The sequence below is a fragment of the Vulcaniibacterium tengchongense genome, assembly GCF_003814555.1.
In the GTDB taxonomy this organism is placed as follows: domain Bacteria; phylum Pseudomonadota; class Gammaproteobacteria; order Xanthomonadales; family Xanthomonadaceae; genus Vulcaniibacterium; species Vulcaniibacterium tengchongense.
Genome location: NZ_RKQN01000003.1, coordinates 254497 through 281326 on the forward strand (window position 1 = coordinate 254497; position 26830 = coordinate 281326).

General features: G+C 72.0%; 19 protein-coding genes and 1 tRNA gene. 9 read left to right on the forward strand and 11 right to left on the reverse strand.

Features of this window, described 5'->3' with window-relative positions:
- The first annotated feature begins 152 nt into the window (after positions 1-152).
- Complete coding sequence (locus tag EDC50_RS11560; RefSeq protein ID WP_123770637.1) at positions 153-1427, forward strand: dicarboxylate/amino acid:cation symporter; 1275 nt, start codon at positions 153-155, stop codon at positions 1425-1427.
- Positions 1428-1661: 234 nt separating this feature from the next.
- Here EDC50_RS11560 and EDC50_RS11565 read toward each other — a convergent pair whose 3' ends face one another.
- From EDC50_RS11565 to EDC50_RS11590, 7 genes are all read right to left on the reverse strand, one after another.
- Complete coding sequence (locus EDC50_RS11565; RefSeq protein WP_123770638.1) at positions 1662-2033, reverse strand: hypothetical protein; 372 nt, start codon at positions 2031-2033, stop codon at positions 1662-1664.
- 259 nt (positions 2034-2292) lie between these two features.
- On the reverse strand, positions 2293-2655 hold the full coding sequence (locus EDC50_RS11570; protein WP_123770639.1) for a hypothetical protein: 363 nt from the start codon (positions 2653-2655) through the stop codon (positions 2293-2295).
- Between the two features lie 166 nt (positions 2656-2821).
- Positions 2822-3184: a hypothetical protein gene (locus EDC50_RS11575; RefSeq protein WP_123770640.1), complete on the reverse strand. Its 363-nt coding sequence runs from the start codon at positions 3182-3184 to the stop codon at positions 2822-2824.
- Between the two features lie 21 nt (positions 3185-3205).
- Positions 3206-8179 (reverse strand): RHS repeat-associated core domain-containing protein, encoded by a 4974-nt coding sequence (locus tag EDC50_RS11580; RefSeq protein WP_123770641.1) that lies wholly within the window; start codon positions 8177-8179, stop codon positions 3206-3208.
- Positions 8180-8197: 18 nt separating this feature from the next.
- Complete coding sequence (locus tag EDC50_RS16795) at positions 8198-8326, reverse strand: hypothetical protein (RefSeq protein ID WP_277872355.1); 129 nt, start codon at positions 8324-8326, stop codon at positions 8198-8200.
- A gap of 68 nt (positions 8327-8394) precedes the next feature.
- The gene (locus EDC50_RS11585; RefSeq protein ID WP_123770642.1) at positions 8395-10023 is read right to left on the reverse strand and encodes a hypothetical protein; all 1629 of its coding nucleotides are present in this window, start codon (positions 10021-10023) and stop codon (positions 8395-8397) included.
- A gap of 19 nt (positions 10024-10042) precedes the next feature.
- Complete coding sequence (locus EDC50_RS11590; RefSeq protein ID WP_277872354.1) at positions 10043-12310, reverse strand: type VI secretion system Vgr family protein; 2268 nt, start codon at positions 12308-12310, stop codon at positions 10043-10045.
- Between the two features lie 237 nt (positions 12311-12547).
- Here EDC50_RS11590 and EDC50_RS11595 point away from each other — a divergent pair.
- From EDC50_RS11595 to EDC50_RS11620, 6 genes are all read left to right on the forward strand, one after another.
- Positions 12548-12624, forward strand: a tRNA-Arg gene (locus tag EDC50_RS11595).
- A 91-nt stretch (positions 12625-12715) separates the two neighbouring features.
- Positions 12716-14251 (forward strand): L-piperidine-6-carboxylate dehydrogenase, encoded by a 1536-nt coding sequence (gene amaB, locus EDC50_RS11600; RefSeq protein ID WP_123770643.1) that lies wholly within the window; start codon positions 12716-12718, stop codon positions 14249-14251.
- Between the two features lie 7 nt (positions 14252-14258).
- Positions 14259-14510, forward strand: coding sequence for a hypothetical protein (locus EDC50_RS11605; RefSeq protein WP_123770644.1), 252 nt, complete (start codon positions 14259-14261; stop codon positions 14508-14510).
- Entirely contained in the window at positions 14510-15568 is a 1059-nt protein-coding gene (locus EDC50_RS11610) for a quinone-dependent dihydroorotate dehydrogenase (protein WP_123770645.1), read from the forward strand. Before EDC50_RS11605 ends, EDC50_RS11610 begins: the two co-directional genes overlap by 1 nt.
- Before the next feature lie 10 nt (positions 15569-15578).
- A complete protein-coding gene (gene murB, locus EDC50_RS11615; protein ID WP_123770646.1) occupies positions 15579-16616 on the forward strand; it encodes a UDP-N-acetylmuramate dehydrogenase in 1038 nt (345 codons plus the stop codon).
- A 160-nt stretch (positions 16617-16776) separates the two neighbouring features.
- Positions 16777-17676, forward strand: a complete 900-nt coding sequence (locus EDC50_RS11620) for a DMT family transporter (RefSeq protein WP_123770647.1) — start codon at positions 16777-16779, stop codon at positions 17674-17676.
- Between the two features lie 28 nt (positions 17677-17704).
- On the opposite strand, the gene EDC50_RS11625 is transcribed toward EDC50_RS11620, so the two are convergent.
- Together EDC50_RS11625 and ispG are read right to left on the reverse strand one after the other, a co-directional pair.
- Positions 17705-18433: a phosphatase PAP2 family protein gene (locus EDC50_RS11625; RefSeq protein WP_425477922.1), complete on the reverse strand. Its 729-nt coding sequence runs from the start codon at positions 18431-18433 to the stop codon at positions 17705-17707.
- Positions 18430-19695: a flavodoxin-dependent (E)-4-hydroxy-3-methylbut-2-enyl-diphosphate synthase gene (ispG, locus tag EDC50_RS11630; RefSeq protein ID WP_123770648.1), complete on the reverse strand. Its 1266-nt coding sequence runs from the start codon at positions 19693-19695 to the stop codon at positions 18430-18432. The genes EDC50_RS11625 and ispG overlap by 4 nt, the downstream gene beginning before the upstream one ends.
- 290 nt (positions 19696-19985) lie before the next feature.
- Between ispG and xseA the strand changes: the two genes are divergently transcribed.
- Both xseA and EDC50_RS11640 read left to right on the forward strand, forming a co-directional pair.
- Positions 19986-21341 (forward strand): exodeoxyribonuclease VII large subunit, encoded by a 1356-nt coding sequence (gene xseA, locus EDC50_RS11635; RefSeq protein WP_123770649.1) that lies wholly within the window; start codon positions 19986-19988, stop codon positions 21339-21341.
- Between the two features lie 313 nt (positions 21342-21654).
- Positions 21655-23124, forward strand: a complete 1470-nt coding sequence (locus EDC50_RS11640; RefSeq protein WP_123770650.1) for an aldehyde dehydrogenase family protein — start codon at positions 21655-21657, stop codon at positions 23122-23124.
- On the opposite strand, the gene EDC50_RS11645 is transcribed toward EDC50_RS11640, so the two are convergent.
- Together EDC50_RS11645 and EDC50_RS11650 are read right to left on the reverse strand one after the other, a co-directional pair.
- The gene (locus EDC50_RS11645; protein ID WP_123770651.1) at positions 23121-23642 is read right to left on the reverse strand and encodes a DUF1579 domain-containing protein; all 522 of its coding nucleotides are present in this window, start codon (positions 23640-23642) and stop codon (positions 23121-23123) included. The genes EDC50_RS11640 and EDC50_RS11645 overlap by 4 nt on opposite strands.
- 98 nt (positions 23643-23740) lie before the next feature.
- Positions 23741-26659 carry a bifunctional diguanylate cyclase/phosphodiesterase gene (locus tag EDC50_RS11650; protein ID WP_242003112.1) on the reverse strand — a complete coding sequence of 973 codons (2919 nt, stop codon included), beginning with the start codon at positions 26657-26659 and terminating at the stop codon, positions 23741-23743.
- Positions 26660-26830: the final 171 nt, after the last annotated feature.

The window sequence follows — 26830 nt, forward strand, 5'->3', positions numbered from 1 at the left end:
GTCCATGGCGGAGAATCCTCGCGCAGCGCTTCGCCGGGAGAGCGCCATTGCACTTCCGCTTTCGCGGAAAACGGCGACTCGAACGGCGATGAGCGCCTGAGGCGCGCCGCTTTCCAACCCACCCAAGACTTCCACGCCCAATCGGGATTCCGATGTCCACCACCGCCCGCGTACTCCTCGGCCTGTTCCTCGGCGCTCTGATCGGGCTCGGCCTGGCGTGGTGGGACACGGCGATCGCCGGGCGCGTCGCCGATGCGGTGCAGCCGGTCGGACGGATGTGGCTGAACGCGCTGCAGATGACGGTGGTGCCGCTGGTCGCCGCGCTGGTGATCCTCGGCGTCAACACCGCGCGCGACGCGGCCGCGTCCGGGCGAACCGCACGGCGGGCGATCGCCTGCTTCGTCGTGCTGCTCGCCGCCGGCGCGGCACTGGCGGCGGTCGCCGCGCCGCTGCTGCTGTCGCTGCTGCCGCGCCCGGCGGGCCTGGCCGAATCGCTGCGCGCCTCCGCCGCCGGCGAAGCCGGGCTGAGCGTGCCGGGTTCGCTGTCGGACTGGTTCGCCGCGGTGATCCCCAGCAACGCCATCGCCGCCGCGGCGCAGAGCGCGATGCTGCCGCTGGTGGTGTTCGCGCTGTTCTTCGGCTTCGCCCTGGCCAAGATCGAGGACGCCCGCCGCGCGCGCCTGCTCGAACTGGTGCAGGCCGTCGCCGACGTGATGATCGTGATCGTGCGCTGGGTGCTGTGGGCGGCGCCGCTGGGCGTGTTCGCCCTGGTGCTGGCGGTGTGCGCGCGCGTCGGCGGCGGCATGCTCGGCGCGTTCGGCACCTACATCGGCTTGCAGATCGCGCTGTACCTGGCGATGACCCTGCTGCTGTACCCGATCGCGGTGGTGTTCGGCGGCGAACGGCTGCGGCGCTTCGCCTTGGCCATCCTGCCCGCGCAGACCATCGCCGCCAGCACCCAGTCCTCGCTGGTGTCGCTGCCGGCGATGCTCGAAAGCGCGCGCACCCGCCTCGGCTATCCGCTCGCCACGACTTCGCTGGTGCTGCCGATGGCGGTCTCGCTGTTCCGCATCACCAGCCCGATGCAGTACATCGGCGTGGCCTGCTTCATCGCCTGGGCCTACGGCGTCGAACTCAGCGCCGCGCAGCTCGCCGCCGGCGCGGCGCTGGCGGTGGTGATCAGCATGGGCTCGGTCGGCCTGCCGGGCCAGGTCAGCTTCATGGCCACCAACATGCCGGTGACCCAGGCCATGGGGCTGCCGGTCGAGCCGCTGGGCCTGCTGCTCGCGCTGGACACCGTCCCCGACGTGTTCGCGACCCTCGGCAACGTCACCGCCGACCTGACCGCGACCAGCGTGGTGGCGCGAGGCTCGTCCGATCCGACGCCCGAGGCGCCGTCTCCCGGGGCCTCGCAGCCGCCGCCTTGAGCGGCGGCTATTCGGCCTCCTCACGGTTGGAAGCCGCCGCCCGCGGCCCGTCGATCCTGGCGCGCTCGCCCGCGGTGCGGCGATCCGCCCTCCAGCCTTCGCGCCCGGCGCGCAAGTCGTGCGATGCCCCTGCCGCCGGAAGACACGCGCCATCGAGGGCACGCGTCGCCGCCACTCGCCACCCGGGAGCCGGCGTCGCGGAACGGCCGTGCACGCGATCTTCCAAGCAGAGAGTCAAGGTTCCGGATCGTCCAGCCCGGTCAATTCGGGCAACCCCGCTTCCCGACGCTTCCGGATGATGTACTGCACGTACCACTCGGGGTTCTCGGTATTGCCGCGAATCGCTCGTATCGTATTGATCCAGCGATCATTCCATGTCATGCCATCGGACAGGACATGGCCCCTCTTCTCCATTTCGATAGTACGATCGTAAGAATCGGCGGCATCTGCACGCATTTGCGGGGTATCCAGCAATGTGACCCGCCCTCCTGCATCTTTGCGCGCATTACCCCCCATCGCCGAAGTGCTCTTGATGCAGGCAGATAGCATCAGCGCCAGAATCGCCATAACCGCCGCTCCGAGCGCTATCCAAAGCCCGCTGATCATCGGCAAACCGATTCGACACATCAGTAATCAAGATATCCCCTGGGAAGCCACCGCCCGCCGATCCCAAGCCGTTCCTTGCACGTCGACAGCCTTGATCCTGCGGAGCTGTGCCAATCACTGCCGCGGGCAGTCGACGCGTATAGCGGTGCTATGTCTCCCAGCTGCAACTCGCAATCCAATACTATCCAACGCCGCTTGGCTGTGTCGTACCTGACTGCCGGACTTCCAAGCAAACTTCAAGGCAGACCAGATCAGCAGATCAAGGCCTGGCGTCATCAACCCCTTCCAGTTCAGGCAGTCCAGCCTTGCGGCGCTGCTCGACGATGTAGCGGACATACCACTCCGGGTTCTCGTTCTCCTTGCGAATCGAGCGGATGGTGCCAAGCCAGCGGTCGTTCCAGCTCATCCCGCCGGACATCACATGGCCGCTCTTTTCCATCTCGATGGTGTTGTCGTACGACAGCGCGGCCAACTCGCGCAGCGCGGGCGTGTCGCGCAGCAAGGTGCGCCCATGGGCGCCCTTGACGGCCTCGACCTCCTGACCGGAAGCGGCCTTCACCCAGCCGGCGAAAACCAGGGCCGCCACGACCAACACCCCTGCCACCAACCAGAGCCAACTCATCTTCGATCTCCGCAACAACACGTTGGAACGATCTCGTTCCAGACGCAACCGAGCGCAGCAACTGATGGCAGACTTCATTACTTGGGACGACCGTAGTCCCGCGGAGCGTGTGCCGCCGAACGCATGAGGGTGGCCGAGCCTTCGACGGCACCCCACGCGCTGACCGTCAGCGCTCCAGATCGTCGAGGCCGACCAGTTCCGGCAATCCGGCCTCTCGGCGCTTCTGGATGATGTATTGCACGTACCACTCCGGGTTCTCCGTATTGCGCCGGACCGCCCGGATGGTGCGGACCCATTCGTCGTTCCACGACGCGCCGTTGGACAGCTTGTGGCCCCGCTTTTCCATCGCGATGTTCCCGTCGTAGGCCATGGCGGCATCGGCCCGCATCGCTGGAGTGTCGCGCAGGATCACCTTGCCCTCCCCGTCCTTGCGGTAGTCGATGCCGTCGCCCGAGAACGCCTTGGCGCAGACGGCCAGCAGCAGCACCGCCGCCACGCCCACGATCAGAAGCCAGTACCAGATGCTCATCTCCGAAAGCCTCCGCTCTGCTCAACCATTGGGGAAAGTCGGACCGGGGAAATCCCCGGTCCCGAGGTGGAGGCCATTCTGATTATGGATGCCGAAGGTCTTCTTCAGGTTCGGGCTGATCTTGCGGACCTGCGACAACCATTGGCCCGCATCGTTGGACGCGTACAGCGGCGCGATGTCGCCTACCGGCTGCACGTACTTCCAGTCCACTCCCCTGTCGGCGAAGGCCTGGGCCGCGGTGTTGTAGCTGACGGCCGGACTACGCAGCACCACGGTCGAGCCCCGCGGGATGTACGGCGCGGCCCGTACCACGGTCGCGGCGCCTTGGCTGTGCCCGACGATCGTGACCGGGTGATCGAGCTGCCTGAGGCCATCGACGAAACCGCTCGTGAGCGGATCCCTGCCGCGCCCGAACTTCTGTACAGCGGTTTCCAACACGTCGCCAGCCCCGCCGAGCCCGTTGCGTATGAATCCGGGCAGCCATGTGGGCAGTCCATCGGAGAAGCTCGGGTTGTAATAGTAGGCGACGCGCTGCCTCTCCACCAACGCGACTGCGGCGGCTCGATTGCCCATGATGCCGTTGGTATAGATGGTCTGATAGTCGTTGACGTTGCGCGACCCGCCTTCCGGGAAGATCCATTCACCACGGCGACATGCGTTGAGCCCCCACGGATCCGCCCATAGGAACGGGTTGCCGAACGCATACAGGTAGGTGTTCTCGCCGGCTTCCAGGCCCAGCGGGTCGGCGCTGACGTAGCAGCCGGCGTGCGCGTCGTAGTAGCGGGCCAGGTTGTAGCTCAGGCCGGTTTCGCGGTCGTAGTACTGCCCCTGGTGACGCAACGGGTTCTCGATCCGGCGTTGCGCCTCCAGCGCCAGCGCCTGCCCGGTGGGCGAATGCGTCGCGCCCCACACCACCTGCCCCGTGCCATCGACGATGCGGATCGGGCAGCCGTTGAGGTCGTTGTAGAAGTAGTACACGGCCCGGCTCGGCACCGCGGGCTCGGGCCGGATGGCGACCGATGCGTCGCCGGCCACCGCGGAGGCGGGCGCAGGCGCGTCCTCGGCTGCGGGCGATTCGCGTTCCATCGCGTCCGAAATCGCCCCGCCTGCAGCCGCTCCGGACGAAGCGCAGGGGAGCGTTCCGGCCGAACGCAGCGCGGAGGATTCGCCGCCCAGGCGCGTGCCGTCCAGGCGGCCGCCCAGCCCCGGGCTGCGCGCGTCGGGCAGCGTCGCCTTGGCGCTGCTCTCGTCCGCCGATGCTGCCCCCGCACCCTGGCCTCCCAGGCGCACGCCGAATCCCAACCCCGCGCCCTGCGCAGGTTCGTTCGGCGGCGAGGTCCTGGCGGCCGCGCCGGGCGACGCTTGCGCGGCGAGGGACGGCCCGGCGGCCGGCCGCATCGGCGTTGCCGTGGCCGGGGACGGACGCGCCGACGGCGGCTTCGGCTGCTCCTGCGGCGGCCGGGTCGGCGCGGGCGCGGCGGGCGCCGGGGCCGCGGGCGCATCGGGTTCGATCAGCAACAGCGGCTCGTGGCTGCCGGGCCGGTACACGTATTCGCGCACCCGCCCGTGCAGGGCCTTGGCCCGGCGCCGGCGGCGTTGCGCTTCGACCAGGTCGGCGACACCGCCGGTCCACAGCGCGTCGTCGGCGTCGTCGTTGGCCGCGGTCACTTCGCCCAGCAGCGCGTCGCCGTCCCAGAAGAACCAGGTGGTCTGCCTGGGACCGCGCTTGAAGACCCGGCGCCCCAGCGGATCGTAGCCGAAGCGGATCGCGGCGCCCTTGCGCTCGCCGCTCGTCCAGCGGCATTCGACCAGGCGCTGCTCGGCATCCCAGAGCAACTGCATTTCCGGCCGTCCGGGCACCTGGTCCAGGCGCCGCCGGGACAGATTGCCCGCACGGTCGAACGCGTAGTGGACGCCTTCGAGATCGCCTTCGCGGCTCCATCCGTCGTCCGGTTGCGGATCGCCGCCGACCACGCGCTTGCGCTCGTTGCGCACCACCCGGGTCGCCAACCGGTTGCCGGCGCGATCGGTGGAACGGTCGCGCACGCCTTCGATCGGGCCGGCGTGTTCGACCACCCGGCGCGCGGCGTCGTACCGATAACGGTCGCGGCCGTATTCCGAGTCGCGGCGTTCGACCAGGTCGCCGACTTCGTCGTGGTCGTACTCGGTGCGCAACAATTCCGCGTCGTCCTGGAGCAGGGCCTGGACCGCGACCCGCCCGGCATCGTCGTAGCGGTAGGCGTGCGCCAGCGCCGCGCCCCATTGCTCCAGCACGGTTTGCCCGTGCAGGTTGCGCCACACGTCGATCGCCGGCTGGTCGTTGGCCACGACCGCGTCGAGCCGGCCCAGCGCGTCGTAGCGGAAGCCCACACGGTTGCCGGCGTCGCTGGTGCGCGAGGTGCGGTGCCCGGCGGCGTCGTAGGCGCTGGCGACCGCGAACCCGTTCAGTTCCTCGTGGACCACGCGCCCGTCCACGTCGTAGCGGCGGCGCACGTGCGCCACCGCATTGCGCGCTTCGACCAGGCGCCCCTCCGCGTCGTAGCGGAACGTCTCCAGCCGGGTCCGGCCGGCCTCGAACGGATCGGCCATGCGCTTGCGCACCACCCGTCCCATCCGATCCAGCTCGTACTCGACGCTGCGGCCGAGCGCATCGATGCGCCGGCGGATCCGGCCGGCGGCGTCGCGCTCGTAGCGGCGGCTCTGCCCCCAGTAGTCGATCTCCTCGATCACGTCGCCACGGGCATCGCGCAGCAGCCGGTATTCCTCGCCGTTGGGGTTGACCACCGCCGACAGGCGCCCTTCGGTGTCGTACCGGTATTCGGTGGCGGTCCCGTCCGGCAGGATGCGCTTGGCGAGCAGGTCGAGGCCGACATACTGCAGGCGCGTGATCGCGCCGGACTCGTCGCAATGACGAATCGGCCGGCCCTCGCCGTCGTATTCGCAGGCGATCTGCCTGCCATTGGCCTGGGTGACCCGCAGCAACCGCCCCTTGGCGTCGTAGGCGAACTCGGTGGCGCCGGCCTCGCCGACCCGTCGGCGAAGCGTGCGGCCCAGGCAATCGTTCTCCATGACGATGCGCAGGCCGAGCGGATCCACCAGCAGGTTCGGCTTGCCGTAGCGGTCGTAGCCGAGCCGGCCGACGCCGCCGCGTGGATCGGCGACCTCGCAAAGCTGCCCGTGCGCGGTGTAGGCGAAGCGGTAGGCGCCGCCGGAGGGCACGATCGCGGCGGCGAGCAGGCGGTGTTCGCCCCATTCGAACCGTTCCGCCGCGCCCGTGGCGTCGATGCGCTCGACCAGCCGGTCGTCCTCGTCGAACACCTGGCGCACCGCGCTCCCGTCCGCCCGCACCAGCTTCAGCAGATTGCCCCGCGCGTCGTATTCGAACGCCGTCCGGTGGCCCAGCGGGTCGGTGACCGCCACCGTCCGCCCCACCTCGTCGTACTCGAATACCGTCACCCCCTCCAGCGGGTCGATCTCGCACAACGGCAGGCCGTGTTCATCGAACTTCACCAGCGACGCGTGCCCCAGCGAGTCGGTCACCTCCGTCTCCCGCAGCGTCTCGTCGTAACGGAACGTGTAGGCGTACAGCCCGCCGTCGCCCCACGACCGCACCACCCGCCCCCGCGCGTCGTATTCGTAGTGGAACGACAACCCGACCCGGTCGGTGTGCCGCACCAGCCGGTGGCCGACGTAGACGAACCGCCGCGCCGCCTCCAGCGGGTCCACCGCGGCCGCCAGGTCCCCCGCCGCGTCGTATTCGTAGCGCACCAGCGGATGGCTCAGACCGGTCGCCGGGTCGTGCAGCGCCATCCGCTCGATCCGGCCCTGCCGCGAGTCCACCTCGATGAAGCGGCCCTGCAGCGGCCGGCCCGCCTCGTCGGCCGTGCCGCTCTCCACGATCCGCACCAGGTGGCCGTCGCGCCATTCGTAGCGCCAGTGGTTCCCGCACAGGTCCTCCACCTGCCGCAGCGGCCAGCGGTGCGGCAGCCGCACCGGCGCCGCGCCCACCTCGAAGCCGTAGCGCAGCCCCTCCTTGGTCCGCACCCACAACCAGTCGCCTTCGCGCGCCAGCCGCGCGCCGTCCACCAGCTCGCGCACCGCATGCGCGTCGCCTTCGCCCTGCGGCAGCTGCGGAAACAGCGCCGCGCTCTCCACGTCCTCGAACCACACGCTGCCGTCGGCCTCCAGCGCCAGGCTCACGTCGGCCGGGGTCCGCCAGCCGGCGCCGCACCGCCCCGCCTCGGCATGCCGGCTCGACCGGTAGTGCCGCGACCAGGCCAGCGGCAGCCGGCCCGGCACCGCGAAGTCCTCGTGCGCCACCACCACGCTGCCGTCGCGGATGTCCACCGGCTCCGCCCGCAGCACGTTGCACTTCAGGAACCCCGGCGGCAGGTTCTTGAACAGCTTCTGCCGCAGCCGCCTGAAGGCGTCCGCCGCCCGGCCCGCCACCCCGCTCTTGCGCGCCAGCCTGCCCAACCCCGCCAGCCCCGCGCGCATCGCCAGCGCGCTCCACGACACCGTCGGCGCGCCGCCCACGTACACGTTCGTCGGGATCGCCAGGTTCACCGTGGTCGGCAGCAGCAGCGACAGCTTCGGCCGCTTCGGCTTGCGCGGCCGGAACGGCGCCACCATCCCCACCAGGTTGCACGCCAGCACCGGCATCGCCACCCGCGAGAACGGGTCCCCGTCCGCCAGCACCGTCCGGCTGCCCATGAACAGCTCGTCGTCCCATTGCGGGCCCAGCGGCATCTTCAGCGTCGGCATCCACACCCCGCCCACCGGGATGTGTACGTCCAGCCCCATACATCCGGCCGTCGCCCGCTTCACCCCGTTCACGTGCACCGTGCCGCCGATCACCGGCACGTAGTCGAACGGGTCCAGCACGATGCCGATGTGCGGCGTCGGCAACGGAATCGGAATCGGCGACGGCGGAATCAGGTACGTGTGGATGTCGATCCCCAGCTGCGGATCGAAATGCTTGGCCGCCACCGTCATGACGCTTCCCCGCCTCCGCTACAGCACGCGCCGCAGCGCGCGCAGGAACTCGCGACCTTCGTCGCCCCAGTCGTCGCCAAGGCACCACACCGCGGCCATCACCGCCGCCACGCACACGCCCAAGACGATCCACCTACGCAGGTTCAAGCGTCACCTCCACCGCAAGGCGCCTCCGGCCGCGGCTGCGGCCGCATGCCACGCTCTTCCGGCCGCGCTCATGCGACGGCCTCCGGGACCGCGCGCGGCGCGGCCGCGGGGATCCCGGCCGGCCCGGCGAGCAGGTCGGAAGGATCGGGCAGTTGCGCGAACTGCGGCGGCGCCTCCCACTCGGCCTGCTCCTTGTCGAGCGGATGCTTCACCTCGGGCAGGCCGTTCCAGGCCGGATGCAGGAAATCGCGGCCGACGGCGACCACCTTGCGGAAGAACTCGTCGCCGCCGGCGATCAGCCGCTCGCGCTCGTCGCGGACCTGGAGGAAGCTGCGCTCGAAGCGTGCGCACATGGCTTCCTCGATCCGGGCCAGCGCCTCGGCGGGCGGGCGTGGCCCCAGCGCGGCGGCCTCGCCTTCGGCGCGGCGGTGCGCTTCGGCGATCTCGTCCTGGTAGCGCCTGGCGCATTGCTCGATCCGCTCGGTGCGCGCCTCGTCCTGGAGCCGCAGCAGGTCCTGCAGCAACAGCGGCAACGTGGTCGCGGCGCGGTCGCGCGCCGGCATGTCCTTCGCCTCGGCGACGCCGCGCAGGTACCGGTCGCGCGCGGGTTCGCGCCTGCCGGCCCGCGCCAGGCAGAAACCCGCCATGCGCTCGCCCTCGATCGCGAACATCGCGTTCGGCGCGCGTCTCGCCGCCTCGGCGCCTTCGCCGTAGGCTTGCGCGGCGCGCTCGAGCTGGCCTGCCGCGAACCACGCCCCCGCCTCGCCGAACCAGGTCTGCAGCAGCATGTGCGCGCCGGCCGGATGCTGCGCCGCCTGCGCGCGCGACGCGCACTCGCGCGCGGCGCGATAGCGCGCGATCGCCTCGGCGAACTGCGCCTCCTTGAGATGCGCGCCGGCCACGGCCATGTGCAGGACGACCTGCTGGTCGGGCCATTGCTGCCGCTCGGCGATCCGCAGCGCGCGCTCGGCGCGCGCCGCGGTCTGCGCCGCGCCGCTCCTGTCGAGCAGGGTCATCACGTCGGCCAGCATCTGCCGGTAGGCGGCCGTCGGCCCGGCGCCGCCCGCGGCCTGCGACGCGGTGGCGCGGGCGATGTCGAACATGTCGACCGGCGCTTCGACCACCCGGGCCGCGGCGCCATGCCGCTGCACCAGGGCGTCCCAGCGCGGCGATTCGGCGTGGTCCACCACGCAAAGCCGCACGCGTCCGGGCACCGGCCCGGCGAGGGCCGACTCCAGCCAGCGCTGCAGCGCCTCGTGCGAGCTCACCGGCGTGGGCGTCAGCACCGCGGCAAACAGCCGCATGTGGTCGCGGTAACGCTCGGCGAAGGAGGCGAACATCTCCAGCGTGCCCGCCGCGGACAGCGGGTAGTCGGCATGCGCGCCGTGCCAGTCGATGGGCGCCCCCTGTTCTTTCAGCGCCTCGCGGCTGTCGACGTAGGCGGCCTGCAGCTGCTCCTGAAGCGACCGGCTGTAGCCGAAGCCGGTATCGAAGGCGCAGTCGAAAGCGAAGAAGTAGTCGGGCGTCAGCGCGACCTCGGAACGGCGATGCGCCTCGAAGAACGCGGTCAGCATGCGGTCCGCGTTGCCGGGGATGCGCCAGACCACCAGCCGCACCCGGTCGTCGCCCGTCGCCTCCATCCACAGGTCGCGCAGCAGCTCGATGCGCTGTTCGACGGGGCTCTTGGCGGCACTCATCCGGTGAGCTTCCCGGCGATCAGTTGAGGTTGATCTTGGCGCCGTTGACGCTGATGCCGCCGGCGTTGATCACCACGGTCGATCCACCCGAGGTGATCACGATCTCGCCGGCGCTGATCGAAATGCCGGACCCCTCGCCCACGCCGATCGTCACCAGGCTTCCCGACCCCACGGCGATGTCGCCGCCGGCGCTGATCGACAGGGTCCCCGCGACGCCCTGCTCCATCTTGCCGCCGACCGATACGGTGCGGTCGCCGCCGTTGACGTCCTCGACGAGCGCGCTGACCTGGCGCTTGTGGTCGCCGGTCACCGCCACCGTCTTGCCGGCCTGCAGGATCTCGGTGACCGCGCCGGTGACGGTGCGCTCGGAGGTGCCGGTCACCGTTTCCTTCCAGGCGCCAGTGCGCCGGCTGGTGTAGTCGCCGGTCACGCTGGTGCTGTACGGCCCGGTGATCGTTTCGGTATAGCCGGCGGCCGGGATGGTCAGGGTCTGGCCGTTCTTGAAGGTCTCGCTGACCGGGCCGGTGACGGTCGTGGTGGCCGCGCCGGTGATGTCGGTGGAGCGCGACCCGGTCACGCTCAGGTTGTCGTCGCCCTTGACGTTGATGCCGCGGTTGGCGCCGATCGAGATGTCCTGGTTCTGGCCGACGCTCAGGCTGTGGTTGCTCACCACCGCGGTCGACTTGTTGTTGTTGACCGTCGTGGTCTGGTCGTTCTGCACGGTCGTGGCCATGTCGCGCTGGGCGTGCATGTTGAGCAGCTCCCTGCCCGCCGCGTCGTGCATGGTGAACTCGTTGAACCCCTCGCCCTTGACGGTCTTGGAGCGCATGCCGCTGACCTCGAGGCCGAACGGCGGCATGTTGTCCTCGTTGTAGACCCGGCCGACGATGATCGGGCGGTCCGGATTGCCGTCGAGGAAGTCGACCACCACCTCCTGGCCGACGCGGGGCGGCGATACGCCGCCCATGCCGCTGCCGGCCCACGGGCTGGCCACGCGCACCCAGCAGGAACTGGTGTCGTCGAACCGCCCCTGGCGGTCCCAGTGGAACTGGACCTTGACCCGCCCGTACTTGTCGGCGTGGATCTCCTCGCCGGGCGGGCCGACCACCGTGGCGGTCTGCGGGCCGGGCATGCGCGGCCAGGGCGTGCGGCGCTGCGGGCGGTACGGGATCTTGCGCCGCAGCGCGGTCGTGTCGCAGCGGTAGCTGGCGCCCTCGATCTCGGTATAGCCGTCGCTGAAGTTGTTGCGGACCTCGTGCCCCACCTGGACGACGAAGAACTGGCGCGGCTCCTCGTCCGCCTCCACGTGCTCGAAGTGGCCATGCAGCACGAAATAGCGCCCCGGCTGCAACGAGCGCACGTTGCCGCCGCCTTCGAACAGCTTGGTGGGCCACGCCGCTTCTTCGGCCCTGCGCGCGACCACGCTGTCGCCGTACTGCCGGTCGCGGTAGGCGGCGGCGCCGTCGTAGCGGTACGCCTCCAGGCGCGGCAGCACGCCGTTGGGGATTTCCAGCAGCCGGTCCACCGCCAGGGGGCTTTTCGGCTGCTTGAAGTCGAAGCTCTTGAGCGCCTGCACGCTGGTGCCGACGCGGCGCCGCGTCGCCCAGCGGTCGAGCCCGTATTCCTCCTGCACGCCCAGGTCCGGCAGGTAGCTGATCGTGGAACGGGCGCCGACCGGCGGGCATTGCGTGGAGTCGTCGCACAACACCAGCGTGTGCGCGTCCTCGGCGTGTTCGAAGTAGTAGTGGATGCCGGCGTCCTCGAGCAGGCGCGAGACGAAGTCGTAGTCCGATTCGTTGTACTGCACGCAATACGGCAGCTTCGGGTAGCGGGCCGCGTCCAGCGAGTACTTGCAGGCGGCCAGTTCGGCGTAGTGCGCGAAGACCTCCTCGACGATCTCGACCACCGACCGGTCCTGGAAGATCCGGCAATTGCTGGTGTGCTGCAGGAACGCGAACCACGGCGCCAGTTCGGCCTGGTAGCGGACCAGGCCGGCGTCGGTGCCGACGCGCGCGAACTCCTTGACGTAGCCGTGGAAATGGCGGTCGCCATCGGGCGTCTGCAGGCTCAGCCGCATCGGCTGGCCGACGATCTGCTTCAGCTCCAGCTGCGCATCGGGCGAAAGCAGCTCGACGGTGAACGCGAACGGCCGGGAAACGGCCTCGACGCCTTGCATCCGATGCACCATGAAGGGCTCGGAGTCGAGCGTCGTCTTCACCCGGATCAGCCTGGTGTCCTGGTTGAAGCGGGCGACTTTGGCCAAAGCTTCGGGGGTGTACCCGTACACGCGGTCTCTCCTTGACTACCTGCCGCCTGGGCGGCCCGAAACGCGTTCCGAAGCCGGCCCCCTCCGGCGTCGAGACGCTTTGATTACCGGCAACGCGGGCTCCGGTCAAGGTGCCCGCCGGGCGAATGATCGTCGTGCCCCGTGACGGCGATATGTACGGCACCGCGCGGGGCGCGGGCCGTGATTCCGGCTGCATTTCCGAAAAGCGCGCGGCTCATGCGAAAATCCCGGGATTGAGGCCCCGTAGCTCAGCTGGATAGAGCGGCCCCCTCCTAAGGGGCAGGTCGCACGTTCGAATCGTGTCGGGGCCGCCATTCAGGCGAGCAAGTGGAGGGAGCCGGAACCGGGGATTTCTCCCGCCCGGGCCCTCTCCCCATTCCTCGCCCTTCGCCACCAGGAGCCCCCATGACCCATGCTGTTCTCGCCGCCCTCGGATTGACCGACAGCGAATCCGGCACCTACCTCGGCAACGGCGAATGGTCGCCGACCCGCGACGCGGGCGTGCTGGAGCCGATCAACCCGACCACCGGCGAGGTGCTGGGCCGGGTCTACGCGTCCTCGCAGGGCGACTACGAGACCATCGTCGAACGCGCCCGGGCCGCGTTCAAGGTCTGGCGCACCACGCCGGCGCCGAAGCGCGGCGAGGCGATCCGGCTGTGCGCCGAGGCGCTGCGCAGGCACAAGGACGCGCTCGGCTCGCTGGTCGCGCTGGAGATGGGCAAGTCCAAGCCCGAGGGCGACGGCGAAGTGCAGGAGATGATCGACATCGGCGAGTTCGCCGTCGGCCTGTCGCGCCAGCTCTACGGCCTGACCATGCATTCCGAGCGCCCCGGCCACCGCATGTACGAGCAGTGGCACCCGCTCGGCCTGGTCGGGATCATCTCCGCGTTCAACTTCCCGGTCGCGGTGTGGAGCTGGAACAGCTTCATCGCCGCGGTCTGCGGCGACATCTCGATCTGGAAGCCCTCGCCGAAGACGCCGCTGTCGGCGATCGCCTCGATGAAGATCTGCAACGAGGCGCTGAAAGCCGGGGGCTTCCCCGACATCTTCTTCCTGTTCAACGACGCCGGCACCGAGCTGGCGCAGCGCTTCGTCGACGACCGGCGCATCCCGCTGATCAGCTTCACCGGTTCGACCAGGGTCGGCCGCGCCGTCGGCGAGCGCGTGGCCCGGCGCATGGGCCGCTCGCTGCTCGAGCTCGGCGGCAACAACGCGATCATCGTCGATGCCACCGCGGACCTGAAGCTGGCGATCCCGGCCATCGTCTTCGGCGCGGTCGGCACCGCCGGCCAGCGCTGCACCACCACGCGCCGGCTGTTCGTGCACGAGTCGATCCACGACGAGGTGCTGGCCAAGCTGGTCGCCGCGTACAAGCAGGTCGAGCAGAAGATCGGTGACCCGACCGATCCGAAGAACCTGATGGGGCCGCTCAACAGCCGCGACGCGGTGCAGGCCTATCTCGACGCCATCGAGAAGGCCAAGGCCGCCGGCGGCAAGGTCGAGACCGGCGGCGCGGCGCTGGCCGACCGGCCGGGCAATTTCGTCCTGCCGACCATCGTCACCGGCCTGTCGAACGACGCCGAGGTGGTGCAGACCGAGACCTTCGCGCCGATCCTGTACGTGATGAAGTTCCGCGAGCTGCAGGACGCCATCGACATGCAGAACGACGTGCCGCAGGGCCTGTCGTCGGCGATCTTCACCCAGAACCTGAAGGCGGCCGAGGCGTTCCTGTCCGCGGCCGGCAGCGACTGCGGCATCGCCAACGTCAACATCGGCACCTCCGGCGCCGAGATCGGCGGCGCCTTCGGCGGCGAGAAGGAAACCGGCGGCGGCCGCGAGTCGGGCTCGGACGCGTGGAAGGCCTACATGCGCCGCCAGACCAACACGATCAACTACTCCGACGCGCTGCCGCTGGCGCAGGGCATCAAGTTCGAGCTCTGAGCCGCGGATGCGCCCGGCCGTCGCCTCCGACACCCACGGCAACCTCGCAGCGCCGGAGGCGGTGCTGGCCGACGTCCGCACGCGCGGCCGCGAGGCGGTCATGAGCCTGGACGGCATCGTCGACGATGCGCAGGGCGCATCGCAGGCCGAGCCGATCGCCGTCGACCACGACCACGAGGCCGCCGCGCCGGCGCAGGCGCGCGGCCGTCCCGGCGGGGCGCACGCGCTGCGCACCGGCCGCGCCGCTCCGGAGGACTGATGTACTCGCTGGCCCGCCCCTTCCTGTTCGGGTTCGACGCCGAGCGCGCGCACGGCCTCGGCCTGGGCGCGCTCGAGGCCGCCTACCGCGGCGGCCTGGGCCCGCTGCTGGCGCCGCGCGCCAAGCCGCTGCCGACCCGCGCGTTCGGCCTGGGCTTTCCCAATCCGGTCGGGCTGGCCGCCGGGCTGGACAAGAACGGCGCTCACGTCGAGGCGCTGTTCGCGCTGGGCTTCGGCTTCGTCGAGATCGGCACGGTCACGCCGCGGCCGCAGCAAGGCAACCCGAAGCCGCGGATGTTCCGCCTGCCCGAGCAGCAGGCGGTGATCAACCGCCTCGGCTTCAACAATCTCGGGGTCGACGCGCTGGTGCGCAACGTCGAACGGGTGCGGCGGCGACGCGGCGTGCTCGGCATCAACATCGGCAAGAACCGCGACACGCCGAACGAGGCGGCCGCGCACGACTACCTGCTGTGCCTGGAGCGCGTGTATGCGCTGGCCGACTACGTCACCGTCAACATCTCCTCGCCCAATACCGCCGGCCTGCGCGAGCTGCAGGAGGAGCAGGCGCTGCGGCGGCTGATCGGCGCGCTGCGCGAGGCGCAGGAGAAGCTCGGCGCGCGCCACGGCAAGCGCGTGCCGATGCTGGTCAAGATCGCCCCGGACCTGAGCGAGAGCGACATCGACGCCGCCGCGCGCGTGCTCGGCGAGCTGCAGGTGGACGGGGTGATCGCGACCAACACCACGGTCTCGCGCGCCGGCGTCGAAACCGCGCCGCACGCCGACGAGCCCGGCGGCCTGTCCGGCCGGCCGCTGATGGCCCAGGCCACGCAGGTGCTGCGGCGCATGCGCACGCGCCTGCCCGAATCGATCCCCATGGTCGGCGTCGGCGGCATCCTGTCCGGCGCCGATGCGGTGGCGAAGATGGCCGCGGGCGCGGACCTGGTGCAGTGCTATACCGGCCTGGTCTACCGCGGCCCCGCGCTGGTGCGCGAGTGCGTCGAGGCGATCCGCCGCCGCAAGGAAGCGCCCAGCCGCGGTCCCGTGCCGCCGGTCGCATGAGAGGGGCGCGATGAGCCCCGCGGTCCGCCTGCTGCGCGACGTCCCGCTGCAGAAGCGCAACACCTTCGGCGTGGCCGCGCGCGCGCGGCTGCTGGCCGAGGTCGCCGACCCGGCCGCGCTCCCGGCGCTGTACGCGCGCGCGTTCGCCGGCGCCGCCCCGCTGGTGCTCGGCGGCGGCAGCAACCTGCTGTTCGCCGCCGATCCGGACGTGCCGCTGCTGGCGCTGACCGGGCGCGAGGTGCGCGTGCTCGAGGACGACGGCGAGCGCGCGATCGTGCGCGCCGACGCCGGCGTGGAATGGCACGGCTTCGTGATGCGCTGCCTCGGTCTCGGCCTGGCCGGGCTGGAGAACCTGGCGCTGATCCCGGGCACCGTCGGCGCCGCGCCGATCCAGAACATCGGCGCCTACGGCGTGGAGGTGCGCGAGCGCATCCACGCGGTCGAAGCCTTCGAGCCGGCGACCGGCGCGGTGCGCCGCCTGCGCGCCGACGAGTGCGCGTTCGCCTACCGCGACAGCGTGTTCAAGCGCGAGCCCGGGCGCTACGTCGTGGTCGCGGTCGAGTTCGCCCTCGCCCGCGGCCTGCCGCCGCGGCTGGAGTACGCCGGCATCGGCGAGGAGCTGGCCGCGCGCGGCGTGGCCGCGCCCACGGCGCGCGACGTGGCCGAGGCGGTGATCGCGATCCGCCGCCGCAAGCTGCCCGACCCGGCGGTGCTCGGCAACGCCGGCAGCTTCTTCAAGAACCCGATCGTGCCGCGCGCGCTGGCCGAGGCGCTGCAGGCCGGGCATCCGGCGCTGCCGGTTTTTCGCGGCGTCGACGCCGGCACCCGCAAACTTTCCGCCGCCTGGCTGATCGACGCCTGCGGCTGGAAAGGCCACCGCGACGGCGCCGCCGGCGTGGCCGCCTCGCACGCGCTGGTGCTGGTCAACCATGGCGGCGCGACCGGGATGCAGCTGCTCGACCTGGCGCGGCGCATCGCCGACTCGGTGCAAGCGCGCTTCGGCGTGGCGATCGAGCCGGAGCCGCGGATCGTCGGGGCGCGCTGGTGAGCGGCCGCGCCCGCCGCCCGTTGCGTCCGGCGGCTGCCGCTTCGCCGCTCGCCGCGCCTTCGCTCGCAGGCGAAGGGCGGCGGCCCCGCGCCCGCCGGCGCGGGCACGCGAAGGCGGCACGCGCACGTCCCCCCTTGGCCGCCGAGCTCCGCGACCTTCGATGAGCAACCACACCCGCGCCGCCCTGCTGATGCTCGCCAGCACTCTGGCGTTCGGCGTGATGGCGATCGCGATCCGCCTCGCGTCGCAGAACCTGCACACCTTCGAGATCGCGTTCTTCCGCAACCTGTTCGGGCTGGCCGCGGTGCTGCCGCTGCTGCGCGGGGCCGACCCGGCCTCGCTGCGCACGCGCCAGCTGCCGCGCTACTTCGTGCGCTGCGCGATCGGCGTGTGCTCGATGCTGGCCGGCTTCTGGGCAATCGGCCACCTGCCGCTGGCGCTGGCGATCTCGCTGTCCTATTCCACGCCGATCTTCGTCACCATCGCCGCGGTGATCTTCCTGCGGGAGCACGTGCGCGCGCGGCGCTGGGCGGCGGTCGCGCTGGGCTTCGCCGGGGTGCTGATCATCGTCCGGCCGGGCTCGGCCGACTTCTCGACCGGCAGCCTGATCGCGCTGCTCGCGGCGGTACTGAGCGGCGTGGTCGCGATCCAGATCAAGCAGCTGGCCAAGGTGGACCCGGCCAACACCATCGTGCTCTACACCTACCTGTTCTGGGTGCCGATCTCGCTGGTGCCGGCGCTGTTCGTCTGGGAGTGGCCGCACGGCGCAGACTGGGCGTGGCTGCTGCTGGCGGGGGCGTTCGGCACCGCCGGGCAGGTGCTGTGGACGCACGCGCTCAAGCTCGGCGACGTGTCGGCGCTGACGCCGATCAGCTTCGTGCAGTTGCCGATCCTGGCCACGGTGGGCTGGCTGTGGTTCGGCGAGACGGTGGACGTGTGGACCTGGGTCGGCGCGGCGATCATCCTCGGCAGCAACGCCTACATCGCCCATCGCGAGGCGGTGCTGGCGCGGCGCGCCGCGACCGCGGCGCCGACGGCCGCGGCCAAGCCGAGCGAATGAGCGCGGCGGGCCGCGCGCCGCGACGGGCTCACTCCTCCCCGGCCGCGGCCCGCCCTCGCGGCAGGAACGGCCGGCGCCAGGGCAACCGGGCGCGGTAGACCAGCAGGAAGCTCGCGGCGGCCCAGGCCGTGGCCGCCGCCCAGCCGGCCAGGATGTCGGACGGGTAATGCACCCCGAGGTAGACGCGCGACGCGCCGACCAGCAGCACGAACGCGCCCATCAGCGCCGCCAGCGGCCAACGCCAGCGGCTGCGCCAGGCCAGCAGCACCAGCACCGCGGCGAGCGTCATCGAGCCCATCGCGTGGCCGCTGGGGAAGCTGTAGGTGGTCTCCGGCGCGATCGACTCCCACAGCGCCGGCCGGTCGCGGGCGAACACCGCCTTGGTCGCCATGTTCAGCAGCGCCGAGCCGCCCAGGGCGACGGCGGCGAAGGTAGCGGCGCGGAACCGGCGCAGCGCCGCCAGCACCAGCACCAGCGCGACGTCGAACGGCACCACGCCCCAGTCGTAGCCCAGCTTCGACGCCAGCACGAAGAAGCGATCCAGGCGCTCGCTCGCGGCGGCCTGGGCGAAGCGCAGCAGCGGCTCGTCGAACGCGATGGCCTCCTGCTCGTGGATCTCCTCGGCCAGTTCGCCGAACAGCCACAGCGGCAGCAGCAGCCCGGCGAACACCAGCGCCAGGCTCCAGGGATGGCGGCGCAACAGCGCCCAGGCGTAGCGCAGGGCTTGCGAGACGAGGCTGCCGCGCGCGCCGGTCACGCGCTCCCCGCGCCGAACTTGCGCTCGACGTAGCGGTCGATCAGGGCGACGAACTCATCGGCGATGTTCTCGCCGCGCAGCGTCACCGACTTCTCGCCGTCCTCGAACACCGGCGCCGCCGGCGCCTCGCCGGTGCCCGGCAGCGAGATGCCGATGTTGGCGTGGCGCGACTCGCCCGGCCCGTTGACCACGCAGCCCATCACCGCCAGGGTGAGGTTCTCCGCGCCCGGGTGGGTGACCTTCCACTCCGGCATCTTCGCGCGCACGTGCTCCTGCACCTTCTTGGCGAGCTCCTGGAAGAAGGTGCTGGTGGTGCGGCCGCAGCCCGGGCAGGCGGTGACCATCGGGGTGAACGCGCGCAGGCCCATCGTCTGCAGCAGTTCCTGGGCGACGACCACTTCCTGGGTGCGCGACTGGCCCGGCTCGGGCGTGAGCGAGATGCGGATGGTGTCGCCGATGCCTTCCTGCAGCAGCACCGCCAGCGCCGCCGCGGAAGCGACGATGCCCTTGCTGCCGATGCCGGCCTCGGTCAGGCCCAGGTGCAGCGCGTAGTCGCCGCGGCGGGCGAGCTCGCGGTACACCGCGATCAGCTCCTGCACGCCGCTCACCTTGGCCGACAGCACGATGCGGTCCGCGGGCAGGCCGAGCTCGACCGCGCGCGCGGCCGAGTCCAGCGCCGAGCGGATCAGCGCCTCGCGCAGCACCTCGCCGGCCTCGCGCGGCTCGCGCAGGCGGGCGTTCTCGTCCATCAGCTGCGCGGCCAGGGCCTGGTCCAGCGAGCCCCAGTTGGCGCCGATGCGCACCGGCTTGCCGTACCGGATCGCCAGTTCGACCAGGGTGGCGAACTGCGCGTCCTTCTTCTTGCCGAAGCCGACGTTGCCGGGATTGATGCGGTACTTGGCCAGGGCCTCGGCGCAGGCGGGCTCCCGGGTCAGCAGTTGGTGGCCGTTGTAGTGGAAGTCGCCGATGATCGGCACCTCCACGCCCATCATCGCCAGCTTGTCGACGATGCGCGGCACCGCGGCGGCGGCCTCGGGCGTGTTCACCGTGATCCGCACCAGCTCCGAGCCGGCGCGCCACAGTTCGGCGATCTGCTTGGCCGTGGCGGCGACGTCGGCGGTGTCGGTGTTGGTCATCGACTGCACCACCACCGGCGCGCCGCCGCCCACCGCGACGCCGCCGATGCGGACGGCGCGGGTCTGGCGGCGCGGCACGGGGCCGAACGCGGGCGGAACGCAGGGCGGAACGGCTTCGGAATTCATCCGCGCATTGTACCGGGCCGGGATGGGGCGTTTCCCCGCGCCGGATTAACGCCCGGGGACCCGGGCCGCGTGTTCCGCCCGCACGCGGACGGACGGACTTGAGTCGGCTCGAGTCCGCACTTCGATCCGGCTTGCCTGTCGGTTCCAGAGCTCCCTCGGCCCGGAGTCGGGCTGCGGGCCGGCCCCGGGCCGACGTTCTCGCAACCGCCACGCTGCGCGAGGTCGGTTCGCGGATGCGCACCGCGCCCGCAACTCTTAGAGTGGCGGCTCCCCCACGCGCCTCCCGAACGATGCCCGCCGCCAGCCCCGAGCACGTCCTCACCCCGAGCCAGCTGAACACGCTCGCGCGCGACCTGCTGGAGGGGGCCTTCCCGTCGGTCTGGGTCGAGGGCGAGCTGGGCAACGTCTCGCGGCCCTCGTCCGGGCACCTCTACTTCACCCTGAAGGACGAGCGCGCCCAGGTCCGCTGCGCGATGTTCCGGCCGAAGAGCACCTGGCTGCGGTTCCAGCCGCGCGAGGGCCTGCGCGTGCTCGCGCGCGGCCGGCTGACCCTGTACGAGGCCCGCGGCGACTACCAGCTCGTGCTCGACCACATGGAAGAGGCCGGCGAGGGTGCGCTGCGGCGCGCGTTCGAGGACCTGAAGGCCAAGCTCGCCGCCGAAGGCCTGTTCGACGCCGCGCGCAAGCGTCCGTTGCCGCACTACGTGCGCCGCCTCGGCGTGCTCACCTCGCCGACCGGCGCCGCGGTGCGCGACGTGCTCAGCGTGCTGGCGCGGCGCTTTCCGCTGGTCGAGGCCGAGGTGCTGCCGGTGCCGGTGCAGGGCGACGGCGCCGCTGCGCAGATCGTGGCGATGCTGCAACGCGCCGCCGCCAGCGGCCGCTACGACGCCCTGCTGCTGGCCCGCGGCGGCGGTTCGCTGGAGGACCTGTGGGCGTTCAACGACGAACGCCTGGCGCGCGCGATCGCCGCCTGCCCGGTTCCCGTGGTGTCGGCGGTCGGCCACGAGACCGACTTCAGCCTCAGCGACTTCGCCGCCGACGTGCGCGCGCCGACGCCGTCGGTCGCCGCGGAACTGCTGGTGCCGCACCGCGACGACCTGCTGCGCCGCCTGCACGCGCTGCAGGCGCGCCTGCGGACGCTGCAGGCGCAGCGCCTGCGCCAGGCGATGCAACGCGCCGACCGCGCCGCGCTGCGCCTCAACGCGCTGCGCCCGCGCGCGCGCCTGGACCTGCTGTGCCGGCGCCAGGCCGAGGCGCTGCGCCGGCTGGACGCGGCCTGGCGGCGCCGGCTCGAAGCCGAGCGTGCGCGCCTGCGCCACGCCGGCGCGGTGCTGCGCGCGGCGCATCCGCAGCGCCGCCTCGCGCGCCTGCGCGAGCGCCTCGGCGCGGTTTCGGCGCGGCCGCAGGCGGCGGTCGCGCGCCGCCTCGCGCACGATGCCCTGCGCCTGCGCGCGCTGGCGCGTTCGCTGGAAGCGGTCAGCCCGCTCGCCACGGTCGCGCGCGGCTATTCGATCCTGCAGCGCGAGGACGGCCACGTGGTGCGCAGCGCGCACGAGGTCGCGCCGGGCGAGCGGCTGCGGGCGCGCCTCGCCGACGGGCGGCTGGCATTGCGCGTGGAGTCGGGCGAGGAGGACGCGGCGACATGAGGCGCGGCCCGCACGCCTCTGCGGAACAACCCGGAAGCGGCGACGACGAATCCCGCGCCGCTTCGCGCGGCGCGTAGCCGCCCGTCACGCCCACGGCGCGGCCGTGGGCGGCGCGGCCAGCGCAGCCGCGTCGCGCGGGCGAGGCCCCGCGATGCGCGGCTCGCCGGCGGCATGCCCCGGCCCCCGGGAGACGCACCTCGCCTCGCCGGCTCGCGCTGGCGCACTGCCCCGCCCCCGACGCACGGGGAGCCGCCTGACCTTTCTCCCACGCGGCGTGTTCTACCCTGACCGCGTCCCCCTCACGGAGTCCGCCATGGCCAAATCCGCCCGCTCCGCCGCGCCGAAGCTGCCTTCGCGCTATCCGTACTACCTGGCCAACCGGCCGGTCCAGGCCAACACCGACCTGGAGGTGCGCGACAAGTACCGCGGCACCGTCGCCACCCGCGTCGCGCTGGCCGACGCGGCGGCAGTGCGCAAGGCGATCGTCGCCGCGCACAAGGCCCGCGAGGCGATGGCCGAATTCCCGCCCGACGCGCGCCGGGACGTGCTGGAACACTGCGTGCGCCGCTTCCGCGAGCGCGCGGAGGAACTGGCGCTGGCGCTGTGCGTGGAGGCCGGCAAGCCGATCCGCGACGCGCGCGGCGAGGTCGAGCGGCTGATCGATACCTTCCGCATCGCCGCGGGCGAGGCCACGCGCGTGGGCGGCGAGACCGTGGAACTGCAGGTCTCGCCCCGCGCGCGCGGCTACCGCGGCCTGGTCAAGCGCGTGCCGGTGGGCGCCTGCGCCTTCATCACGCCGTTCAACTTCCCGTTGAACCTGGTCGCGCACAAGGTCGCCCCGGCGATCGCGGCCGGCTGCCCGTTCGTGCTCAAGCCGTCGGAAAAGACCCCGATCGGCGCGCTGATCATCGCCGGGATCCTGGCCGAGACCGACCTGCCACGGGGCGCGTTCTCGGTGCTGGCCTGCTCCAACGACGATGCCGCGCAGCTGGTCGAGGACGAGCGCATCGCCCTGCTCAGCTTCACCGGCGGCCTGGTCGGCTGGGACCTGAAGGCGCGCGCAGGGCGCAAGAAGGTGACGCTGGAACTGGGCGGCAACGCCGCCTGCATCGTCGACGCCGATCCCGGCCGGCCGCTGGACGAGGTGGTCGAGCGGCTGGTGTTCGGCGCCTACTACCAGAGCGGGCAGAGCTGCATCAGCGTGCAGCGCGTCTACGTGCAGGCCGCGCTCTACGACAAGCTGCGCAAGCGCCTGAAGGCCGCCGTAAGCGGGCTGCGCATGGGCGATCCGCACGACGAAGGCACGTTCATCGGGCCGATGGTCGACGAGGCCGCGGCGAAGCGCCTGGAGGGCTGGATCGCCGCCGCGCGCAAGGGCGGCGCGAAGCTGCTCGCCGGCGGCCCGCGCCAGGGCAACATGCTGCCCGCCGCGCTGCTCGAGAACGTGCCGCGCGACTGCGACCTGTACCGGCAGGAGGCGTTCGGCCCGGTCGCGCTGCTGGAGCCGTTCGAGGACTTCGACGACGCGCTCGACCGCGTCAACGACAGCGACTTCGGCCTGCAGGCCGGCGTGTTCACCGGCAGCCTCGAGCACGCGATGCGCGCCTGGGACCGGCTCGAGGTCGGCGGTGTGATCGTCGGCGACGTCCCCAGCTTCCGCGTCGACAACATGCCCTACGGCGGGGTGAAGCGCTCCGGCCTCGGCCGCGAGGGCGTGCGCTATGCGATCGAGGAGATGACCGAGCCGCGGCTGCTGGTGCTGCGCGATCCGCGTACGGGCTAGGCGCCGGCGGACGCGTCCGCTTTGCGGCGGACGTAGCGGGTTTCCACCGCCTTCGCTTCGTTGCCGTCCGGCGCGATGTTGAACATCGTGAGCACCAGTTGGTCCGGCGACGGCTGCGCGATCCGCGTCCGCCAGCCCCACCGCGGGCCGCCCTGCCCTTCGCCGTAACTGCCGAGCACGTCGAAACCGTGGCCGCGGTCGGCGCCGGTGGAGAACATGATCGAAGTGCCGGTGTGCATGCTGTCGACCCAGGCGGCTTCGAACGCCTGCTCGTCCAGGTGCAGCCCGTACAGCGCCATGCCCTCGCCGGCCCGGTCGCCCTCGCCGTAGCGGTACTCGTGCAGCAGGAAGCGTCCGCCGAGCACCCGGCGTATGCGGCCGGTCTGCGCGACTTCCATCGCCGGCGGCGCGTCCGGCTCGAACCAGACCCGGGTGGTGCCTGCCCAGTCGCCGGCCAGTTCCGCGAGCGCCGCGTGCCCGCCCGACTGCAACGATCGTTCGAATTCGGCCTTGCCCATGCGTTCGCTCCTCGGGTGCGTGCGCCGGTGCCGCCACCGTCGCCCCGCGAACCGGCGACCTTGCGCTCTGCCGCGGCCCGCTCCGCGGCCGTACGCGCCTAGCCCACCGCGATGCGTTCGATCCGTTCCGGCGCGCGTTCCGCCGGCCGCCCGAACAGGTAGCCCTGGCCGTACACGCAGCCCAGCTCGCGCAGCACCGCGCGCTGGGCCTCGCTCTCGACGCCCTCGCCGATGGTATGGATGCCGAGCGTGCCGGCCAGCGCCTGGATCGCACGCACCACCGCCACGCTTTCCGGCTGCGCCTCGCCGGCCAGGCCGGCGACGAAGCTCTGGTCGATCTTCAGGCATTCGATCGGGAACCGGTGCAGGTAGGACAGCGCCGAGAAGCCGGTGCCGAAATCGTCCAGCTGCGCCAGCACGCCGTGGTTGCGCAGGGTGCGCAGCATGCGCAGCGCGCGCGGCACGTCGTCGAGCAGCGCGACCTCGGTGATCTCGATGCGCACGCGGTGCGGATCGGCGCCGGCGCGGTCGATCAGGCGCAGCAGGCGCTCGGCGAAGTCGCCGGAGCGGAAGTGCCGCGGCGACACGTTCACCGACACGTAGCCCTCGCCGCCGCGGGCGACTTCCTCCATCACCCGCGCGTAGAGGATCCAGTCGACCTCCTCGATCAGCCCGCTGTCCTCGCCCAGGCCGATGAACTCGCCCGGCAGCAGCAGGCCCCGGCGCTCGTGGCGCCAGCGCAGCAGCGCCTCGTGGCCGATCACCTTGCGGTCGTCCAGGCGCACGATCGGCTGGTAGAACGCGACGAAGCCGTCGCCGTTGATCGCCCGGCGCAGGTCCGCCTCCAGGTCGAGGATGCGCACCGCCTCCTCGCGCATGGCCTCGTCGAACACCGCCCAGCGGTCGCGGCCGCTGGCCTTGGCGCGGTACATCGCCGCGTCCGCATCGCGCAGCAGCTCCACGCCGCTGCGGTAGCGCGGGTGCCACAGGGCGATGCCGATGCTGCCGGACGGGAACACCTCGCGCCCGGCGACCCAGCACGGCTCGCCGAGCACGGCCAGGATGCGCTGCGCCAGCGCCTCGGCCTCGTGCGCACCGGCGATGTCCTCGACCAGGATCGCGAATTCGTCGCCGCCGAACCGGGCCACGGTGTCGCGCTCGCGCACCGCGTCGACGATGCGGCGGCCGGCTTCGACCAGCAGTTCGTCGCCGGCGGAGTGGCCGACGCTGTCGTTGATCAGCTTGAAGCGGTCCAGGTCGAGGAAGAGCACGGCGAAGCTGCCGCTGTCGCCGCTCTCGGCGCGCTTGATCGCGCCGGCCAGGCGCTCCAGCAGCTGGCTGCGGTTGGGCAGGCCGGTCAACGCGTCGTGCAGGGCCTGGTGGGTCAGGCGCTGCTCGGCGCGCAGGCGCTCGCCGATCTGCGCCAGCAGTTCGGCGTTGGCCTGCGCCAGCTCGCGGGTGCGCACGGCCACGCGCTGCTCCAGTTCGGCGTGCGCGGCCACCAGGCGGTCCTGCGCCTGCTTGCGCGCCAGGCCGATGCTGATGTGATGGGCGACGAAGGTCAGCAGCTCCTGGTCGCGCGCGGTGAAGCTGATCGCCGGGGAATAGCTCTGCACGGTGATCACCCCGACCACGGCGTCGCCGCGCAGCAGCGGCACGCCGAGCCAGTAGTGCGCCTGCGCGCCGCGGCTGCGCACCTTGCCGTCGGCCTCGAGCGCGGCGATCTGCCTGCGGTCCGCCAGCAGCGGCTGGCCGCGCGCGATCACGTACTCGGTCAGTCCCGCGCCGAGGGTACGGCTCTCGCGGTGCGGATCGCGCTCGTCGATCGAGTACGGGAACTCCAGCCGCTGCCCGTCCTCGGACAGCAGCGCGATGTAGAAATTGCGCGCGTACAGCAGGTCGCTGACCACGTCGTGGACCTGGGTGTAGAAGCGCTCCAGGGTCTCGGCGCTGATCGACAGCTCGGCGATGCGGAACAGCGCGCGCTGCAGGCGTTCGGCGCGCTGGCGCTCGATGATCTCGGCCTGCAGGTCGCGGTTGCTCAGCTGCAGCGCCTGGGTGCGCTCCTCGACGCGCCGCTCCAGCTCCTCGCGGGCGTGGTAGCGGTCCAGCGCGGTGAGGATGTGCTGGGCGACGAACGACAGCAGCGCGCGCTCCTCGTCGCCGTAGACGCCCGGGCGGTCGTAGCTCTGCACCACGATCGCGCCGCAGACGCGGTCGTCGCGGCGCATCGGCACGCCGAGCCAGTCCTCGCTGTCCGGGCCGTGCGCCGCGTCGGGCACCACGCCCAGCCGCGCGCGGATCTCCGCCGACGGCCCCATCAGCGGCGCGCCGTGGCGCAGCAGGGCGAGGGTGATGCTGTTGGGCATGCCGCCGGCCGGCAGCTCCTGCGCCGGGTCCGGCGCGAACGGGTCGACGCGGTCGGCGAAGTACAGGAAGCGCAGCGTGTCGCGCATGTCGTCGTAGAGCACGATGTACAGGTTCTCGGCGTACATCAGCCCGGCGACCACCCGGTGCAGGCGGCGCAGCATGTCGCCCAGGTCGAGGTCGGAGCCGGCCAGGTCGGCGATCTCGTACAGCGCCAGCTGCAGCCGTTCGGACTTGGCCAGCTGCTCGATCCGCGCCTGCGCGCGCAGCGCGTCCAGGTGCGCGGCGACCGCGTGCCGGGCCAGGCTCGACCAGGCCTGGCGGGTCTCCGGCGCGACCGGCGCGGCCAGGCTGGCCACGACCGCGGCGCGGTCGCCGTCGCGCCCGTTCCACACCGCTTCGATCCGGTGCGAGTAGTCGCGCGGCTGCGCCTGCCCGAGCAGCAGTTGTTCGGCGCGGCGCGCCAGCACCGGCGGCGCCCCGGCCGAGACCGCGCCGCGGGAACCGGCGCCGGCGGCGGCCTGCTGCGCGGTGCGCCACAGCGCGGCGACTTCCGCCCCGGCCGGCAGTGCGGCCTGGAGCGCCGCGGCGAGCGCGTTCTCTTTGGCGGCGCCGACGATCGCCACGCTCGGGCGGATGCGGTGAGGCACGGACGGGTTCCTGGGAGGACGCCGGCAGGATAACGGATGCCCGTTGCCGCGGAAGCGGCCCGCCCGCATGGATCGCGCGCCCGACCCCGCCGGCGGCCTACGTCCGTTGATCCCGACATGCCCGCCCGCGCCCCCGCCTCGCGCGCCCGCTTCCCGTCCGCGCCTCCGCCC

Bases quoted from the DNA above. Each gene is read 5' to 3' on its own strand.
- EDC50_RS11560 (WP_123770637.1), top strand. From the start codon at position 153: ATGTCCACCACCGCCCGCGTACTCCTCGGCCTGTTCCTCGGCGCTCTG.
- EDC50_RS11565 (WP_123770638.1), bottom strand. From the start codon at position 2,033: ATGATCAGCGGGCTTTGGATAGCGCTCGGAGCGGCGGTTATGGCGATT.
- EDC50_RS11570 (WP_123770639.1), bottom strand. From the start codon at position 2,655: ATGAGTTGGCTCTGGTTGGTGGCAGGGGTGTTGGTCGTGGCGGCCCTG.
- EDC50_RS11575 (WP_123770640.1), bottom strand. From the start codon at position 3,184: ATGAGCATCTGGTACTGGCTTCTGATCGTGGGCGTGGCGGCGGTGCTG.
- EDC50_RS11580 (WP_123770641.1), bottom strand. From the start codon at position 8,179: ATGACGGTGGCGGCCAAGCATTTCGATCCGCAGCTGGGGATCGACATC.
- EDC50_RS11585 (WP_123770642.1), bottom strand. From the start codon at position 10,023: ATGAGTGCCGCCAAGAGCCCCGTCGAACAGCGCATCGAGCTGCTGCGC.
- amaB (WP_123770643.1), top strand. From the start codon at position 12,716: ATGACCCATGCTGTTCTCGCCGCCCTCGGATTGACCGACAGCGAATCC.
- EDC50_RS11605 (WP_123770644.1), top strand. From the start codon at position 14,259: ATGCGCCCGGCCGTCGCCTCCGACACCCACGGCAACCTCGCAGCGCCG.
- EDC50_RS11610 (WP_123770645.1), top strand. From the start codon at position 14,510: ATGTACTCGCTGGCCCGCCCCTTCCTGTTCGGGTTCGACGCCGAGCGC.
- murB (WP_123770646.1), top strand. From the start codon at position 15,579: ATGAGCCCCGCGGTCCGCCTGCTGCGCGACGTCCCGCTGCAGAAGCGC.
- EDC50_RS11620 (WP_123770647.1), top strand. From the start codon at position 16,777: ATGAGCAACCACACCCGCGCCGCCCTGCTGATGCTCGCCAGCACTCTG.
- ispG (WP_123770648.1), bottom strand. From the start codon at position 19,695: ATGAATTCCGAAGCCGTTCCGCCCTGCGTTCCGCCCGCGTTCGGCCCC.
- xseA (WP_123770649.1), top strand. From the start codon at position 19,986: ATGCCCGCCGCCAGCCCCGAGCACGTCCTCACCCCGAGCCAGCTGAAC.
- EDC50_RS11640 (WP_123770650.1), top strand. From the start codon at position 21,655: ATGGCCAAATCCGCCCGCTCCGCCGCGCCGAAGCTGCCTTCGCGCTAT.
- EDC50_RS11645 (WP_123770651.1), bottom strand. From the start codon at position 23,642: ATGGGCAAGGCCGAATTCGAACGATCGTTGCAGTCGGGCGGGCACGCG.